This is a genomic window from Nonomuraea sp. NPDC050643, assembly GCF_040654715.1.
Lineage (GTDB): Bacteria > Actinomycetota > Actinomycetes > Streptosporangiales > Streptosporangiaceae > Nonomuraea.
Map to the genome: position 1 here is coordinate 146,465 of NZ_JBFAIM010000013.1, position 13,984 is coordinate 160,448.

Sequence of the window (13,984 nt, forward strand, 5' to 3'; positions counted from 1 at the left end):
CCATCATCCGCCGGTCGCCGGTCTGGCGGCGAAGGAGTCGAAGCGGACGCGTGCGGGAGCGGTGTCGCCGGAGGCCGCGTGCACGCCGGCCTCGCTGGGCCCGTAGGGCGCGTCGGCGTCGGACACCTCGGCGACCAGGCGTTCGTTCAGCCACATGCGTAGCGTCACCTTGCTTCCGCTCTGGCCGCACTCCGCCACGATGCGGTCGGGGGCCGTGCTTCCGGCGTTCGCCGGGCCGTACAGGGTCCTGCCCTCGGTGCCCGTGCGGCGCTTGACGATCGTGACCTCGCCCGTGCCGCTCACCCCGAACTCGTAGCGGTCTCCGGAGCTCGCCGAGCCGTGGCACCACACACCGTACTGCCCGTCGCCCTCCTCCAGGGTGGCCTTCGCACTGACGATCACGCCGCCGTCGGGCTCTCGTAAGGGGGCCGACTTCCACAACCGCCAGCCCGGCCGCACGGCCAGCTCGTAGCCGGGCCCCGCCAGCCGCGCGCTCCCGCCCTCGGACGTCCCGACGGCCCAGGACCCGAACCCGGCCTCGTACGGCCAGGTCTGCCGCCAGAGCAGCGGCACGGCGGCAGCGGCGGCCACCGCGAGCACCACCACGGCGCCCCCCGCCACCCACGGCCACCACCGCCGCCGCACCCGCGGCCCGGCCACGGGCCACCCGGGCTCCGCCGCGGGCCGCCCAGGCTCGGCCACCGTGACCGCCCTGCCCGGCGGCACCGGCCGGGGACCTGCGCCACCGAGCGGCGACGGGGCGGCGGTGGGACGGGGCTCGGAGGGGACGGTTCCTGTCCAGGTGCGTTCGACGACCTCGGTGGCCGCGGCCAGGCGGGTGCCGCCCACCAGGTCGGCCAGCAGCCGCTGGGCCGTCGGGCGCAGGCGGGCGTCCTTGGCCAGCGCCCGCGCCACCACCGCCCTGATCTCCTCGTCCAGCCCGTCCAGCCGGGGCTCCTCGTGCGCGATCCGGTAGAGCGCCTCCCTGTCCCCGAACGGCAGCCGCCCCGTGCCCGCGAACGCGATCACCGCGCCCCAGGCGAACACGTCCACCGCGGGCGTGAGCGGCTCACCGAGCACCTGTTCCGGCGCCATGAACGCGGGCGTCCCGAGGATCGCCTGGCTGGCCAGGCCGTCGTTGCCCACGAGTTGCGCGATGCCGAAGTCGATCACCCGGGGCCCGAGCGGCGAGAGCAGCACGTTGGAGGGCTTCAGGTCCCGGTGGATCACCCCGGCCCCGTGGATGGCGCTCAGCGCGGTCGCGATGCCCACGGCCAGCGCCTCCAGGTTCCCGCCCGACAGCGGCCCCTGCTCGTGCACGGCCTGGGCCAGGTCGGGCCCCTTGACGTATTCGGTGACCAGGTAGGCGACGTCGCCGTCGATCCCGGCGTCGAGCACGGGAGCCGTACAGAACCGGGCCACCCGCCGGGCCGCGGCCACCTCCCGCTCGAACCGCCGCCGGAACGCCGGGTCGCGGGCCAGGGCCGGGTGGATGAGCTTGACCGCCGCCAGGCCGCCGGTGGGCGTCGCGGCGAGGTGCACCTCGCCCATGCCGCCCCGGCCGAGCAGGCGCCGCAGCGCGTACCCGCCTATGACCCGGTCACCGTTCATCGCAGACACATTAGCCAGTAACGGACATGCGAACCGGCCCCTGGGTGAGCCGGTAGCGCGACGGCGGGATGCCGTAACGGTCGAGGAAGGCCTGCCGCAGCGTCTCCGCCGTCCCGAACCCGCACCGCACCGCCACCGTCGCCATCGGCAGCGACGTGGAGGCCAGCAGGTGGGCGGCGGCCTCGGTGCGGGCCTGCCGGACGTAACGGCCGGGCGTCTGGCCCAGGTGCTTGAGGAACAGCCGGGTGAGGTGGCGCTCGCTGACGCCCGCCTCGGCCGCCAGCGTGGCCGTGGTCAGGTCTTCGCGCAGGTGGGCGGCGATGTGCTCGATGGTCCGCCGGACCAGGCTGTTGGCCGGCGAGGGCGCGTCCACGAACATGCTCATCTGCGCCTGGTTGCCGGGCCGCTGCAGGTAGGTGACGAGGTTCCTGGCCACGGTCCTGGCCAGCTCGGTGCCGTTGTCCTCCTCGACGAAGGCCAGCGTGAGGTCGAGCGCGGCCGTGACGCCGGCGGAGGTGGTGACGTTGCCGTCGCGGATGAAGATCGGGTCGGGGTCCACGGTGACGTCGGGGAAGCGGCCGGCCAGCACCTGCGCCTGCTTCCAGTGCGTGGTGGCGCGCCGCCCGTCGAGCAGGCCGGCCGCGGCCAGGATGTACGCCCCCGTGCACACGGACGCCACCCGCCGGCTCTCCCGGGCCAGCCGGCGGACGTGGCCGACGATCAGCGGGTTGGCGGCGGCGTCCTCGTTGCCGATCCCGCCGGAGACCAGCAGCGTGTCGAGCGGCCCCGTCACCCGTTCCAGGGCGAGCTGGGCCTGCAGAACGAGGGCGGTCCCGGTGGTGATGGCGTGGCCGCCGGGCGTGGCCACCCGATACTCGTAGTAAGGTGCCGCCCCGTGCCAGTTCGCGCCCTCCAGCGTCGAGGTGACGCAGGCGATGTCGAGCAGTTCCGCCGCCTCGTACGCCACCACCACGACCCGCCTCGGCTCCATGGCACCGACTGTAGGGTCCGAAGGACCAAGAACCCAAGTTTTCGGACCTCCCCCCGCCCCTGCTCTTGGCACCGGGCCACGGCTGCCGCCACAGTCTGAGCATGACGACGACCACGAAGCCCGGCCGCCGCTGGGGCCGGTTCGCCCTCCACTACGTCGAGATGATCATCGCCATGTTCGTGGGCATGTTCGGGCTCGGCATGCTGCAGTCCGCCCTCGGCCTGGAGTTCTCCCACGGCGCGCAGCCGGAGCCGGCATACCTGCTGATGGCGTTCAACATGTCCGTCGGCATGGCCGTGTGGATGCGGATCCGCGGGCACGGCTGGGCCGCCACGCTGGAGATGTGCGCGGTGATGTTCGTGCCGGCCGTGCCGCTCTACCCGATGTTGTGGCTGGGGGTCATCGACGCGCACGGCCTGATGATGGTGGCGCACGTGGCGATGTTCCCGCTCATGCTGGTGGCGATGCTGCGCCGTCTCGACGAGTACGCCGGGTGCGCTCATTGACCTGCTTGCGATAGCCGTCGAGGACGTCCTGCCGCAGCAGGTGCCCGAACCCGGCCTGGCGCAGCCGCATCCCCAGCGACGCCTCACTGATCCGCAGGCTCGCGGCGGTGTCGCGCATGCTCCAGCCGTGCTCGGCCAGCGTGCTCAGCAGGTGCCCGCGCCGGATCTGCGCCTCCGACAGCCGGAACGTCTTCAGGTAGGCCAGCCGTCCCTCCTCGTCGGTGATCGTCTCGCCGATGTGGTTCTCCACCTTCCGCTCGAATCCGGGCAGGAAGCGGCTCAGCGTGTAGCGGCCCATCCGGTAGACCTCCTCCACCCGCGCGGGGGCGCGGAGGAGCCGGCCGGCCATCACCGAGTCGTGGAACTCCGCCCACTCCCGCTCGTGGCGTTCCGCCTGGGCCCGCAGATCGGCCGGCGAGGAGACCTGGCTGTCGTCGATCACGGCGGGGAAGTCGGCGGCCGGGTGGAACAGGGCGTAGTCGTAGATCAGCTCGCCGTACATGTCGCGGACGAGCGTCGGGTGCAGCGTCCGGTAGTCCTCCGGGTGCGGCACCACGAAGGCGCAGGCCAGTGAGTCGGCGGCGTACAGCAGCAGCCCGCACTGCCCCGGATAGATCTCGAACACCTTGAGCGCGTCGTCCAGCCCGCGCACCTCGGCGCCGATGTAGGCGTCCTCGACGCGCGGGGACAGGCCGTGCGAGATCGCCTCGCGCGACCACTCCTCCCACGCGATCTCGGGGCCGCCGAAGTGCAGCGCGAGGAAGCCCTCCACGGCCAGGTGCAGCGGCAGGAACCTGAGCCGCTTCCTGTCCACCCGCCGGGCCATCTTGCGCCGGGTCCTGACGGGCATGCTGCGCAGCGGCCGGTCGAGCTGGGTCCCGTACGCGGCGGCGGGGGTGTCGTCGTCGCTCCAGGTCGCGACGAAGGCGTGGGGCACGTAGGCGGTGTAGCTCGTCCTGTCCGGCAGGGAGACGACGGACAGCTCGTCGCCGTACACCTTGGCGTGCAGGCGTAGGTCCACGATGGGCTCACGGCGTACGAGCGGGACCAGCCGCAGCGCGCCCCAGGTCTGCGCGGGCCGCGTCTCCAGCCCGGTGAGGTCGATCATCGCCCCGCCGCCCGCTCCGCCAGGTACGCCCGCAACTCCCCCAGCCCCGTACGCCCTTCCGCGAACCGGGCCAGCTCCACCAGCGCGGGCAGGTCCTCGGCGTCCCGGATGCCCGCGGTCGGCACCAGCGTGGACAGCCGCCTGACCTCGATCTGCCCGGCGTCGAAGACGGGGTTCACGTGCACGATGCCGACCTCCCCTTCCGGATCGAGCTTGCGCCGCCAGACGCGCAGCACCTCGGCCGCCAGCCCGGGCGGCGCGTTGTCCCAGCCGTCGGAGACGATGACGAGCAGACCGGGCCGCCGCTCGAGCGCGTCGATGACGCGCCGCCCCAGCGGCGTCGGCCCGGTCGGCCGCACCCGCAGCGGATCGCCCACCCGCGACAGCCACAGCCCCCGGTACGACCCCGCCAGCGCCTCCAGCAGGTAGTGGCAGGCCAGCGCGACCGCGAGCGGCCGGCGGCGCTTCACCGGCGAGCCGAACGAGGAGAAACTGTCGTCGAGCACCGCCGCCACGCTCCCCCAGGTGCCCGCCCGCGCCCCGGCCGCGCGCGCCGCCGAGGCCCGCAGCGCGCCCACCAGCTCCTCCCGCCGCCGCTCGCGCACGTCGGCGGCCAGGGAGAGCACGTAGGAGGCCAGCCTGACCAGCGGCATCGCGGCCAGGTCCGCCTGGGTGTCCACGCCGTCCCCCGCCGCCGACTCCGTCAGCCGCAGCCGCTCCAGCCGGGTCAGGCGGGGCGCGATGCGCTCGAGGAAGGTCGCCCGGTTGATGCCGTGGCGGGCGGCGAAGCCCTCGGCGACCGTGTAGGGCAGCTCGTACAGGGCCTTCTTGTCGTAGTGCGCCCGCCGCCACGCCTCCAGGACCGGCGTGTCGTACCGGGGGCGGCTGAACGGCGCGAACAGGAAGTCGCCCAGCTCGCCCGCGGGCCGCAGGTGCGCGTGCCGCACCGCCGACTTGACCGCCGAGCGGTACTTCACCGCGTCGAAGGCCAGGTCGGGGCGGCCGGCGAGCCAGTCGCGGATGAGCGCCCTGGTGCGCCGGTTGTTGACGCCGTCGCGGCGCAGCCCCTGGAAGAGCCGGTAGACCCGGGGCGGGCTCATCCGGCCCAGCCGCCAGGCGATCAGCCGCCCGTCGCCCGCGCCGCCGCGCTGCCCGAGCAGGTTGGCGATGATCAGGGCGGCGTTGTGGTCGTTGATGTCGAGGGCCAGCGTGGCGGCGTACAGGTCGGGATAGTTGCCTTGGATGTAGCGGTGCAGGAAGTCGAGGGAGAGCCGCTGCTCGCCGGCCGCGCTGTGGAACTCGCGCTGGCCGGTCGAGGTGATCGCCGCGTTCGCGAAGAGCAGCACGTCTTCGCATTCGATCAGGTCGGCATAGGTGTCCATCGGCTCCCCCGGAGTCTGTCGACTGGCCGGGGAATGAGGGCACGAGCTGCGAAGTGTCGCGTTACAAGCGGTTTCCGGAAGTCGCACCGAAGTCCCGCGGCCAGTCTGATCTCGGACCTTACCGGGGCTTTCCCACGGATGCGATGCGATTTACGCCGCGGCCCGGCCGTCGTCGGCGGCCCGCAGGAAGCTCTCCAGCCCGGCCAGGTCGTCGGTGTTGAGGTGGTCGACGTCCGCCGCGACCAGCTCACGCCAGAGCGCCTCCCTGGCGGGGCCGGCCGTGTCGGGGGTGGCCCAGAAGCGTACGCGCTGCCCGTCGCGGTGGGCGGTGGCCACGATCTGGCGCAGCTTGTCCCGTTCGGCGGCCGGCATCTCGCCCTCGCCCATCCAGGTGAAGTGGCTGGTCCAGTTGTCGCTGATCAGCGGCACGAACGAGGCGTTCCCCTGCCCCAGGTCGCTCATCCGCCCGTCGTAGAAGGCGTAGCGCCGCTGCTGGGCGGCCATGAGCTCGCGCGGCCGGTCGCCGCTGACGACCACGGTCACGGCGCCGGGCCTGACCTTGCCCTTGTGGTAGGTGGTGAGCAGCTTGCGGTAGTTCCGCAGCACCTTGTCCAGCTCGGTGTAGGTGGCAGCGCCGTTGTTCTTGATGTCCACGAGCAACTGGAGCTGCTGACGGCTGCCGCGGAAGACGCCGCCCTGCCGCCGTACGCGCTGGGCCAGCGGATCGAGGTAGAGCGACTGCAGCGTACGGCCCGGCCGCAGGTCCTCGGGGTCATGGCCGACCCGCAGCTCGCCCTCCACCAGGTAGATGTCGGCCTCGACGCTGGTGAACCCGTGGTCGAGGGCGTCCAGGAGCGGCCGCTCGTGTTCGTAGTCGTTGTGCGCGTGCGCACGCCTCAGCGGCGGGGCGGCGGTGGCCGACGCGGGAAGTGCCGTCAGAAGCACGGCTCCGGCGGCGACCAGCGCGCCCAGGGCTCTCAGCAGCATCGCATCTCCTTACGAGGGGTGTCAGGGATGCGTGCCACGTTAAGTGGGAAAAGTGTGACAGAAGTGAAATTCCGCCTAACGACCGGGGAGCGTCCGTGCCTTGATCTGGCCGAGCGTGGTCTGACCGGCCCGGAGGTCGGAGATCAGCACGTACGCGACCAGCATCAACCCCAGGCACAGCACGTCGGCGGCCCACCACGGGATCTCGGCGAGCAGCAGATAGCCCTGGCTGTCGCTCAGCGACCTGATCACCACCGTGACCACGGCCACCACCACGGTCACCAGCAGCCAGCTCCGCAGGCGCGGCAGGTTCCCCTTCTGCCACAGCCGGATCCGCCAGTTCATGAACACCGCCAGCACGCCGAGCAGCGCGCAGAACCCGATCAGCCACCAGGGCAGGGCGAAGGCGTTCTGCTCGGCGATCTGCGCCTGCGTCGTACGCAGCTCGGTCTCGGCCTTCCGCTGTGCCGCCACGGCGGCGTCGAGCTGCTTCTTGAGCTGGGCCACGCTCTTCTCCTGCCGCGGAGGCGGCGTGGCGGTCTCCGTCGGCAGCATGCGGGCCACGACGGTCAGCATGATCGCCACGAACGACAGCGCCAGCACGATGGCCATGAACAGATCGATGAAGCGCAGGTCGAGCGGCGGGGCGAACGACCTGACGGCCCGCCTCCTCACGGCTCCCTCACCAGCGTGTACTTCTGCGGCCGGCTCTCGGCGGCGCTCAGCCGCTCGACGGCGGTGCGCAGCGCGTCGAGGCCCTTGGTCAGCTCCTCGGTCCTGCCCCTGGACGCGGCCAGCTCCTGCGTGAGCCCGCTCATGGCCGGAGCCGCCTGCTTGGCGGGCAGGCGCGCGACGTAGACGAGGAACACCTCGTCCGCCTCGACCACGGCGGCCCGCTCGGCCCGCTCGACCAGCGCCATCGCGCCGAACGCCAGCACGCTCAGGAACAGCGCGACCAGGGTGACGCCGAACGCGGAGGCGAGCTCGGGCAGCACGTACTGCTTGAGGGCGGCGATCAGCACGCCGGGGTCGCCCTGGCGGTCCAGGGCGTTCGAGAACGAGTTCACCATCGCGCCCATGGTCAGCGCGGTGCCGATGAACCCGAAGACCGGCAGGGCCCAGATCAGCGCGTGGTCGAGATGGTGCTTGTTGGCCATCTCGCTCTCGTCCAGCGCGGAGCGGGCGCTCAGCACCGCCTCACAGTCGTTCCCGGCCTCGGCGGCCTCCTTGAACAGCTTGAGCCGCCGCCCTACCAGCGTCTCCTCACCAGGCTTCACCGCCCCGATGTTCGTCACGGCCCGCGCCGTCGCGGCGCTCTCCCGCCTGATGTCCGGTACGGCCCTGACGATCCTGAGAACGGTGGTCAGGAACACCGCGATGATGAGCGTGACCACCAACTCCGCGGCCACCGGCGCCGTGGTCGCCCCCACGGCCACCAGCAACGCTTCGACCGCCCCTGCCACCATCAGCACGGCGGCCACCATCAGGGCCACCACGGGCGCGAACACCGAGTGACGCCAGTCGTACCTTGACACCCTTCAACCCCACTCCGGCACACATTTAGTCAAAGCAATACCTAAGCACACGTACAGCAATGAGTGGTGACAGAGTCGCCAATTGTGACGAACCCGCGCCCGTACGGGCGCCCAGCCGACGCCATCACAGCCGGCCTTCTCGTAAGCTATTGCGTCACGGAGAAGGGGCGGGACGAGGGGCCGCCCGGCATCACCGGCCTGGGAGAAGGCAGTGGACAGCAACGGCAAGCTGGTGCGAGACCTGATTCCGGCGATCATTCGAGCCGGCGGGGCGGAGCCGGTGATCCACATCGCAGAGGCGGCGGAATACCGCATCAGGCTGCGGGACAAGCTGGGCGAGGAGGTCGCCGAGTTCCTCGCGGCGGATGAGGCGAACGGGCCGGGCGAACTCGCCGACGTGCTCGAGGTGGTGCGCGCCCTGGCCGCGGACTTGGGCGTCGACGCCGACGAACTGGAGAAGATCCGCGAGGCCAAGGCCGCGGAGCGCGGCGGCTTCGCCTGCCGCATCGTCTGGAAGGGAAACCGCTGACCGGGCGGCTGCCGGCACCAAGACGAAGAAGGACACCGTCAACGCGTGCAGCCGAGGTGCAGCAGCTACTCACCGAGACCGGACAGCACACCTGACGCGGCGACCCGTCAAGCTGGTCACCGATCTCTGAGCCTTGGAGCGAAGAGAGGCCGCTACGAGGGCCACCACCAGGTGCGGATCGCCGACAGCGCGCTGGTCCGCCGCCGGCCCTCGCAGAAAGCGAAAACGGCGGCACCCCATCTTGACCGAATCGGGCCCGAAGAACGGCTTCTCGCGAAACTGTCGAACAGCCACTCGCCATCGTCCTCCCGGGCAACACTGACTTCTCTTGCGCTAGCCTGTCGCGCCGTGAGGTCGCATCACCGCGACCACATCCACCAGCCGTTCCAAGCCGTCGAAATCCTTGGGGTTCGCCGTGAACAACGGCAATTCGTTGCTGGCGGCTGTCGCGGCGATCATCAAGTCGGCGGTCCGGCTCCGGGGCTGTCGGCCTTGCGCGTACACGACGGCACAAAGCTGCCCGAACATCCGGGCCGCCTCGGCGTCGTACGGCAACGGATCGCCGAACGCCGCCTCGGCATGCTGGAGGACCGCGACCCTCCCCGCCCGCTTGATCGGATCATCGGTCGCGTACGGCCCACGCGACAGTTCACCCAACGTAACGGCGGTGATCGCCGACTCCACGGGCAGCTCAGCGGAATCGAAGAGCTTGAAGGCGGCCACGATGTTCGTGTCCAGGACGCCTCGCTCGTGCCGGCTCACAGACCGGTCCCCTCGAACGGATCACGCAGGTCATCATCAATTACCGTGTCCAGATCAACACGTACCTCGTCCCAGTCGACAGCCGGGGCAGTGGCGAAGACAGCCTGCGCCTCCGTCGTAGGAACGAACCGACGACGCTTGATCGGCTTGACCTCGGCAAGCGGCTCACCATTGAGCGTCAAGATGTAGCGCTTCCCCTCGCGCAAGCCGCGCGTGACACTACCGGAGTCGTTGACGAACTGGCGCACGCTCACCTCAGTCGGCCGAGACCTCTGAGCATCCATGGCTTGATCGTACCCCCTGTACCACGATGTACCACGGGGTGATCATAATGATCTTCAGCGAGATGTCAGAGTGATCAATGCCCCGGTCGACGAATTCATTGGTTCAAGCGGTCAACAGGGAACGCGCGGGCGAAGCCCGGGCCCCAAAGACAAGCGCCCGGAGCGAAGCGGAGGCCCTCCAGGGGTCGAGCCCTCGGCTCGACTGGAAGCAACGCCTGAGCCCCCGAGCGCGAAGCGTCCCTATGAAGTCCTTTGAAGCGAAAACGGCGGCACCCGTAACGGGTGCCGCCGCATCACAACGAACAGTGGAGGTGGCGGGAATCGAACCCGCGTCCTTCAACCCCAAGTCAGGGCTTCTCCGGGCGCAGCCTGCTGTGTTTTTCTCAGCCCCGGCGATCACGCAGGCAAGTCGCCGACGGGCTCAGCCACTGTTTAGTTTCCCGATCTTCCCCGTGGCCGGGTCGAACGGTTGAGCCTTCTAGCGATGCCAGACCCCGGGCCGAAGGCACTCCCGGGCTGACAGTGGTTTCGCTGCTTAGGCAGCGAGGGCCAGGGAGTCCCTGGCCGCCACAGTGCTCTTGGAATTGGCACTTGTTGTTTGCGGTCACAGGATTAACGAGGTTATGTCCGCAGTCCTCGGCCCGCTTCACCTGGCTTGCAAGGCCAAAGTCGAAGCCAGTCACCCCCTGTGCAGTTGTCAACCGCCTCCAGGAGGCGGTGCACAACCTGAATGTACATGGGATAACACCCTCAACGCCAACTTGATTCCCTCACGCCGAAACCCCCGGGAGCGTGGCGCATAAGGCTCGCGCTCCCGGGGGCCGACCGGCAGGGTCGAGCCGGTCCGGACGGCAGGACTTCCCCCGAGATGAAGTCCTGTCTCATCACGGCGATTGGGACCGCAACCCCCCGAGCGGGCCCAATCACTCTGTAAGACGCAATCGGGCACCGCAATGGTTGCTCAGCGCGACAAACTTTTCACAGTCGGTTTCCGAGGCGGTTCTCGCGTCAGTTTCCGAGGCCCGCGAAGAAGCTGCCCGCCACCGCTCCGGCGTCGTAGTTCTTGGCCAGCACCGCGATGGCCACGTCGCCCTGCCAGCCGACGAACCAGGTCTGCTGGTCGCCGGCCGTGGCCGTGACGCCGTAGACCTTGCCCCTGCCGCCCTGGGCAGGGGTTCCCGCCGCGCCGGCCCGCATCATGGCCGTCAGCGCCGTACGGACCTTCGGGTCGACGGGCACCGGGGCCGGCTGGACGGACGGTACGGGCTCGGCCGCCGGGTCGGGCGACTTGGGCTCGGTCACCAGCACGGGCGGGCGCCAGGTGCCGGACGCGACCGCGGCCGCGACCAGGGCCATGCCGAGCGGGCTCATCTGGACGTTCTGGCCCGCGATGGCCTTGGCCTTCTCGGCGTCGCTGGAGAGCTGCGGCAGCGCCCCGCTGAACGACTTCAGCGGCAGCCGCCACGGCTGCCCCACACCGAACGCCTTGGCGCTGCCGCCGAGGTCGGCGGCCGTGACCCGGCGGGCCAGCGAGGCCAGCGCGGTCACGCAGCCCTTGGCGAAGTTCTCCTGGAAGGTCGCCGACGTCGTGATGCCCGTGGTCTGGCCGGCGTGCACGAACTTGGCCCCGCCCACCGTGCGCTCCTGCGGGCAGGCCAGCCGCTGTTTGGGGCTCACCCCCGCCTTGAGCAGCGCGTCGGCGGCCACGATCGAGAACGCCGTCCCGGCCGGGAACTTGCCGGCCAGCGCGTCGCGCTCCTGGTGCAGGTCGCCCTTGGTGCTGACCGCGAGGATCTCGCCGGTGTCGCGTTGCACGGCCACCAGGGCGCTGGTCGAGGTGTCGGCCACCGCCTGCTCGGCCGACGTCTGGGCGGCCCGGTCGATCGTGGTCTTCACCGAGACGTTCTGCCGGCCGGGCCATTCCTTGAGCTTGGCCACCTGCTCGCCCGTCTTCAGGTCGAGGGTGATGACCGCGGTGTGCGTGGTGCCGGTGAGGTAGTTCTGGTAGGCCCGCTGCAGGCCGCTCTTGCCGACCGAGTCACCGGCCCGCTGCGGGCCGCCGAGCTCCTGCTCGGTCTCGGGCGTGAGCGCGCTGACGCTGCCCACGATCTGCCGGGGCGCGTCGGGGTTCACCGGCTGGTTCTGCTGCTCGATGTCGATGCCGTCGATGGCCTCAAGCTTGGGGAGCATCGACTGGTAGCGCGAGCGCCCGAACGTCACCAGCGGTACGAAGTTGTCGGGCGGAGACGACCTGACCCGGCTCAGCAGGCGGTCCTGGGCATAGCCGGTGACCTCGGAGAGCTTGGCGACGACCGCCTCCGCCCGGTCGCCCACCTTGGCGGGGACGACGCCGGCGACGTAGAGGACGGTGTTGCTCTGCAGCGAGTCGCCGCTCCTGTCGACCACGGGCTGGCGCGGCTTGGGGTCGGTCTCGACCGCGAACCGCTGGCCCTCCTTGAGCTGGGGATGGAGCACGGAGGGCGACCAGCGCACCTTCCACATCCCGTTCACCAGATGCAGGGGCAGCGCCCCTTCGTACTCCCACAGGGGGTTGTTCTCCCCGAGGTCCACCTCGGCGTGGAAGCCTGCCTTGGACTCCTCGTCGCCCACGTTCACGCTCGTGATCTTGAAGCGGAACGAGGCCGCGTCGAGCTCCAGCTTCGTGTCGGCCAGCGCCTTGCGCACCGTCGCCACGTCGCCGTCGGTCCGCTCGGCGGCCAGCTCGTAGTCCTCGGTCTGCCAGCCCACGAGGAAGTCGCGCACCGCGTCATGCGGTGACGACTCCTCGAAGCAGCCGGTCAGGGTCATGCTCGCGACCGCCAGGGTGACGGTCGCGGCAAGAGTGCGGCGGGCGCGTCTCATCGGTTACGGTGCCGTCGCTCTCATCGGTTGCGGGTTCGCATGGCCCGGGCCATCTCCCGTTTGGCCTGCTGCTCCGCCAGCGCCTGCCGCTTGTCCCAGTCTTTCTTGCCTCGGGCGATGCCGATCTCGACCTTGGCCCTGCCGTCCTTGAAGTAGAGCGACAGCGGCACGATCGTGAGCCCGCCCTCCTTCGTCTTGGCGGCGAGCTTCTCGATCTCCTTACGGTGCAGCAGCAGCTTGCGCTTGCGCCGCGCGGCGTGGTTCGTCCAGGTCCCCTGGGAGTATTCGGGGATGTGGACGTTGAGCAGCCACGCTTCGTTGCCGTCGATGCTGGCATAGCCGTCGACGAGCGAGGCGCGGCCCTCGCGTAGCGACTTCACCTCTGTGCCCTGCAGCACGAGACCCGCCTCGAAGGTGTCCTCGACGTGGTAATCGTGCCGAGCACGTTTGTTCTGGGCGATGACCTTCCGCCCGGTCTCACGTGGCATGCTTCGACTTTACCGGCGATCCATTACACCCTGAGGTAACGGCGGAGCGTCAGGAACGACGCCAGCACACAGATGACCACGCCGATGCCCATGGTGATCGTGATGGTCTGGGCCACGTCGTTCCACCCGAGCTGGGCGGTTCCGTTTCCGGCGAAGTAGGCCACGAGCTCCTCGAACAGGAACACCTTCGTCACGATCAGGATGACCGCGGCGAAAACGCCGCCGATCAGGCCCGCGATGGTGCCCTCCATGACGAAGGGGAGCTGGATGTAGAGGTTGGACGCGCCGACCAGCCGCATGATGCCGGTTTCTCGGCGCCGGTTGAACGCCGAGAGCCGGACCGTGTTGCCGATCAGCAGGGCCGCCGCCAGCACCAGGGTGATCGCGACCGCCAGGGCCGCGAAGGACAGCTTGTCGAGCATGCCGAAGAACTTGCCGATGAGCTGCTTGTGGTCCATGACCTGGGCCACGCCGGGCTGGCCGCTCACCGCCTGGATGACGGGCTGATAGTTGTTCGGGTCGACCAGCTTGACCCGGAACGACGGCGGCATGTCCTCGACCTTGGCGACGTCGACGAGAGCCTTGTTGGCGGAGTACGCCTCCTTGAAGTTCGCGTACGCCGTCGCCTGGTCCTCGAAGAACACTTCCTTCACACCCTGGGTGCCCCGGATGTGGTCTTCGAGAGCCTTTCTCTGCACGGGCGTGATGGCCTTGCCATTGCACGCCGGCATGGCCGTTCCCTTGCTGCACAGGAATACCGAGACCTCGATCTTGTCGTCCCAGTAGCCCTTCATCATGCCGACCTGGGCGTTGATCATCAAGCCGACGCCCAGCATCGCCATGCCGACCGCCACGGTGATGATGACCGCGATCGTCATGGTCAGGTTGCGACGGAGGCCGATCCAGACCTCGGAGAAGATGAAATTCGCCCGCATGGTG

The 13,984-nt window shown here is 70.0% G+C and carries 14 protein-coding genes and 1 other RNA gene; 2 read left to right on the forward strand and 13 right to left on the reverse strand.

Annotation, left to right across the window (positions count from 1 at the left end; all coding sequences use genetic code 11):
- Positions 1–3: 3 nt before the first annotated feature.
- On the reverse strand, positions 4–1,611 hold the full coding sequence (locus AB0I15_RS19255) for a protein kinase (protein WP_358096806.1): 1,608 nt from the start codon (positions 1,609–1,611) through the stop codon (positions 4–6).
- Between the two features lie 10 nt (positions 1,612–1,621).
- Positions 1,622–2,602: a GlxA family transcriptional regulator gene (locus AB0I15_RS19260; protein ID WP_358096809.1), complete on the reverse strand. Its 981-nt coding sequence runs from the start codon at positions 2,600–2,602 to the stop codon at positions 1,622–1,624.
- 101 nt (positions 2,603–2,703) lie between these two features.
- On the opposite strand from AB0I15_RS19260, the gene AB0I15_RS19265 reads away from it, so the two are divergent.
- Positions 2,704–3,108, forward strand: coding sequence for a hypothetical protein (locus AB0I15_RS19265; protein WP_358096812.1), 405 nt, complete (start codon positions 2,704–2,706; stop codon positions 3,106–3,108).
- Here the strand turns inward: AB0I15_RS19265 and AB0I15_RS19270 are convergent.
- From AB0I15_RS19270 to AB0I15_RS19290, 5 genes are all read right to left on the reverse strand, one after another.
- Positions 3,053–4,216, reverse strand: a complete 1,164-nt coding sequence (locus AB0I15_RS19270) for a hypothetical protein (RefSeq protein WP_358096815.1) — start codon at positions 4,214–4,216, stop codon at positions 3,053–3,055. The two genes, AB0I15_RS19265 and AB0I15_RS19270, sit on opposite strands and share 56 nt — an antisense overlap.
- The gene (locus tag AB0I15_RS19275) at positions 4,213–5,598 is read right to left on the reverse strand and encodes a hypothetical protein (protein ID WP_358096818.1); all 1,386 of its coding nucleotides are present in this window, start codon (positions 5,596–5,598) and stop codon (positions 4,213–4,215) included. Before AB0I15_RS19275 ends, AB0I15_RS19270 begins: the two co-directional genes overlap by 4 nt.
- A 150-nt stretch (positions 5,599–5,748) precedes the next feature.
- The gene (locus tag AB0I15_RS19280; RefSeq protein ID WP_358096821.1) at positions 5,749–6,585 is read right to left on the reverse strand and encodes a phosphatidylinositol-specific phospholipase C/glycerophosphodiester phosphodiesterase family protein; all 837 of its coding nucleotides are present in this window, start codon (positions 6,583–6,585) and stop codon (positions 5,749–5,751) included.
- A 75-nt stretch (positions 6,586–6,660) separates the two neighbouring features.
- Positions 6,661–7,260, reverse strand: coding sequence for a hypothetical protein (locus tag AB0I15_RS19285; RefSeq protein ID WP_358096825.1), 600 nt, complete (start codon positions 7,258–7,260; stop codon positions 6,661–6,663).
- On the reverse strand, positions 7,257–8,120 hold the full coding sequence (locus AB0I15_RS19290; RefSeq protein ID WP_358096828.1) for a hypothetical protein: 864 nt from the start codon (positions 8,118–8,120) through the stop codon (positions 7,257–7,259). Before AB0I15_RS19290 ends, AB0I15_RS19285 begins: the two co-directional genes overlap by 4 nt.
- Positions 8,121–8,331: 211 nt before the next feature.
- Here AB0I15_RS19290 and AB0I15_RS19295 point away from each other — a divergent pair, with 211 nt between their 5' ends.
- Positions 8,332–8,649 carry a nucleoside triphosphate pyrophosphohydrolase gene (locus tag AB0I15_RS19295; RefSeq protein ID WP_358096831.1) on the forward strand — a complete coding sequence of 106 codons (318 nt, stop codon included), beginning with the start codon at positions 8,332–8,334 and terminating at the stop codon, positions 8,647–8,649.
- Between the two features lie 333 nt (positions 8,650–8,982).
- Here the strand turns inward: AB0I15_RS19295 and AB0I15_RS19300 are convergent, their stop codons facing one another.
- The 6 genes from AB0I15_RS19300 to ftsX all read right to left on the reverse strand — a co-directional run bounded on the left by AB0I15_RS19300 (position 8,983) and on the right by ftsX (position 13,980).
- Entirely contained in the window at positions 8,983–9,411 is a 429-nt protein-coding gene (locus tag AB0I15_RS19300; RefSeq protein WP_358096833.1) for a type II toxin-antitoxin system VapC family toxin, read from the reverse strand.
- Positions 9,408–9,659 (reverse strand): hypothetical protein, encoded by a 252-nt coding sequence (locus AB0I15_RS19305; protein ID WP_358096836.1) that lies wholly within the window; start codon positions 9,657–9,659, stop codon positions 9,408–9,410. Before AB0I15_RS19305 ends, AB0I15_RS19300 begins: the two co-directional genes overlap by 4 nt.
- 339 nt (positions 9,660–9,998) lie before the next feature.
- Positions 9,999–10,382: a transfer-messenger RNA gene (gene ssrA / locus AB0I15_RS19310) on the reverse strand.
- 321 nt (positions 10,383–10,703) lie between these two features.
- Positions 10,704–12,557: a penicillin-binding transpeptidase domain-containing protein gene (locus AB0I15_RS19315; protein WP_358096839.1), complete on the reverse strand. Its 1,854-nt coding sequence runs from the start codon at positions 12,555–12,557 to the stop codon at positions 10,704–10,706.
- A 20-nt stretch (positions 12,558–12,577) separates the two neighbouring features.
- Entirely contained in the window at positions 12,578–13,045 is a 468-nt protein-coding gene (gene smpB / locus AB0I15_RS19320) for an SsrA-binding protein SmpB (RefSeq protein WP_358096842.1), read from the reverse strand.
- A gap of 23 nt (positions 13,046–13,068) precedes the next feature.
- On the reverse strand, positions 13,069–13,980 hold the full coding sequence (gene ftsX, locus AB0I15_RS19325) for a permease-like cell division protein FtsX (RefSeq protein ID WP_358096845.1): 912 nt from the start codon (positions 13,978–13,980) through the stop codon (positions 13,069–13,071).
- Between the last annotated feature and the right edge of the window lie 4 nt (positions 13,981–13,984).

What these genes read in the sequence shown, in the direction of transcription:
- smpB (WP_358096842.1), bottom strand. Translation starts at nt 13,045, where the DNA reads ATGCCACGTGAGACCGGGCGGAAGGTCATCGCCCAGAACAAACGTGCT.
- AB0I15_RS19260 (WP_358096809.1), bottom strand. Translation starts at nt 2,602, where the DNA reads ATGGAGCCGAGGCGGGTCGTGGTGGTGGCGTACGAGGCGGCGGAACTG.
- AB0I15_RS19265 (WP_358096812.1), top strand. Translation starts at nt 2,704, where the DNA reads ATGACGACGACCACGAAGCCCGGCCGCCGCTGGGGCCGGTTCGCCCTC.
- ftsX (WP_358096845.1), bottom strand. Translation starts at nt 13,980, where the DNA reads ATGCGGGCGAATTTCATCTTCTCCGAGGTCTGGATCGGCCTCCGTCGC.
- AB0I15_RS19280 (WP_358096821.1), bottom strand. Translation starts at nt 6,585, where the DNA reads ATGCTGCTGAGAGCCCTGGGCGCGCTGGTCGCCGCCGGAGCCGTGCTT.
- AB0I15_RS19315 (WP_358096839.1), bottom strand. Translation starts at nt 12,557, where the DNA reads ATGAGACGCGCCCGCCGCACTCTTGCCGCGACCGTCACCCTGGCGGTC.
- AB0I15_RS19255 (WP_358096806.1), bottom strand. Translation starts at nt 1,611, where the DNA reads ATGAACGGTGACCGGGTCATAGGCGGGTACGCGCTGCGGCGCCTGCTC.
- AB0I15_RS19275 (WP_358096818.1), bottom strand. Translation starts at nt 5,598, where the DNA reads ATGGACACCTATGCCGACCTGATCGAATGCGAAGACGTGCTGCTCTTC.
- AB0I15_RS19270 (WP_358096815.1), bottom strand. Translation starts at nt 4,216, where the DNA reads ATGATCGACCTCACCGGGCTGGAGACGCGGCCCGCGCAGACCTGGGGC.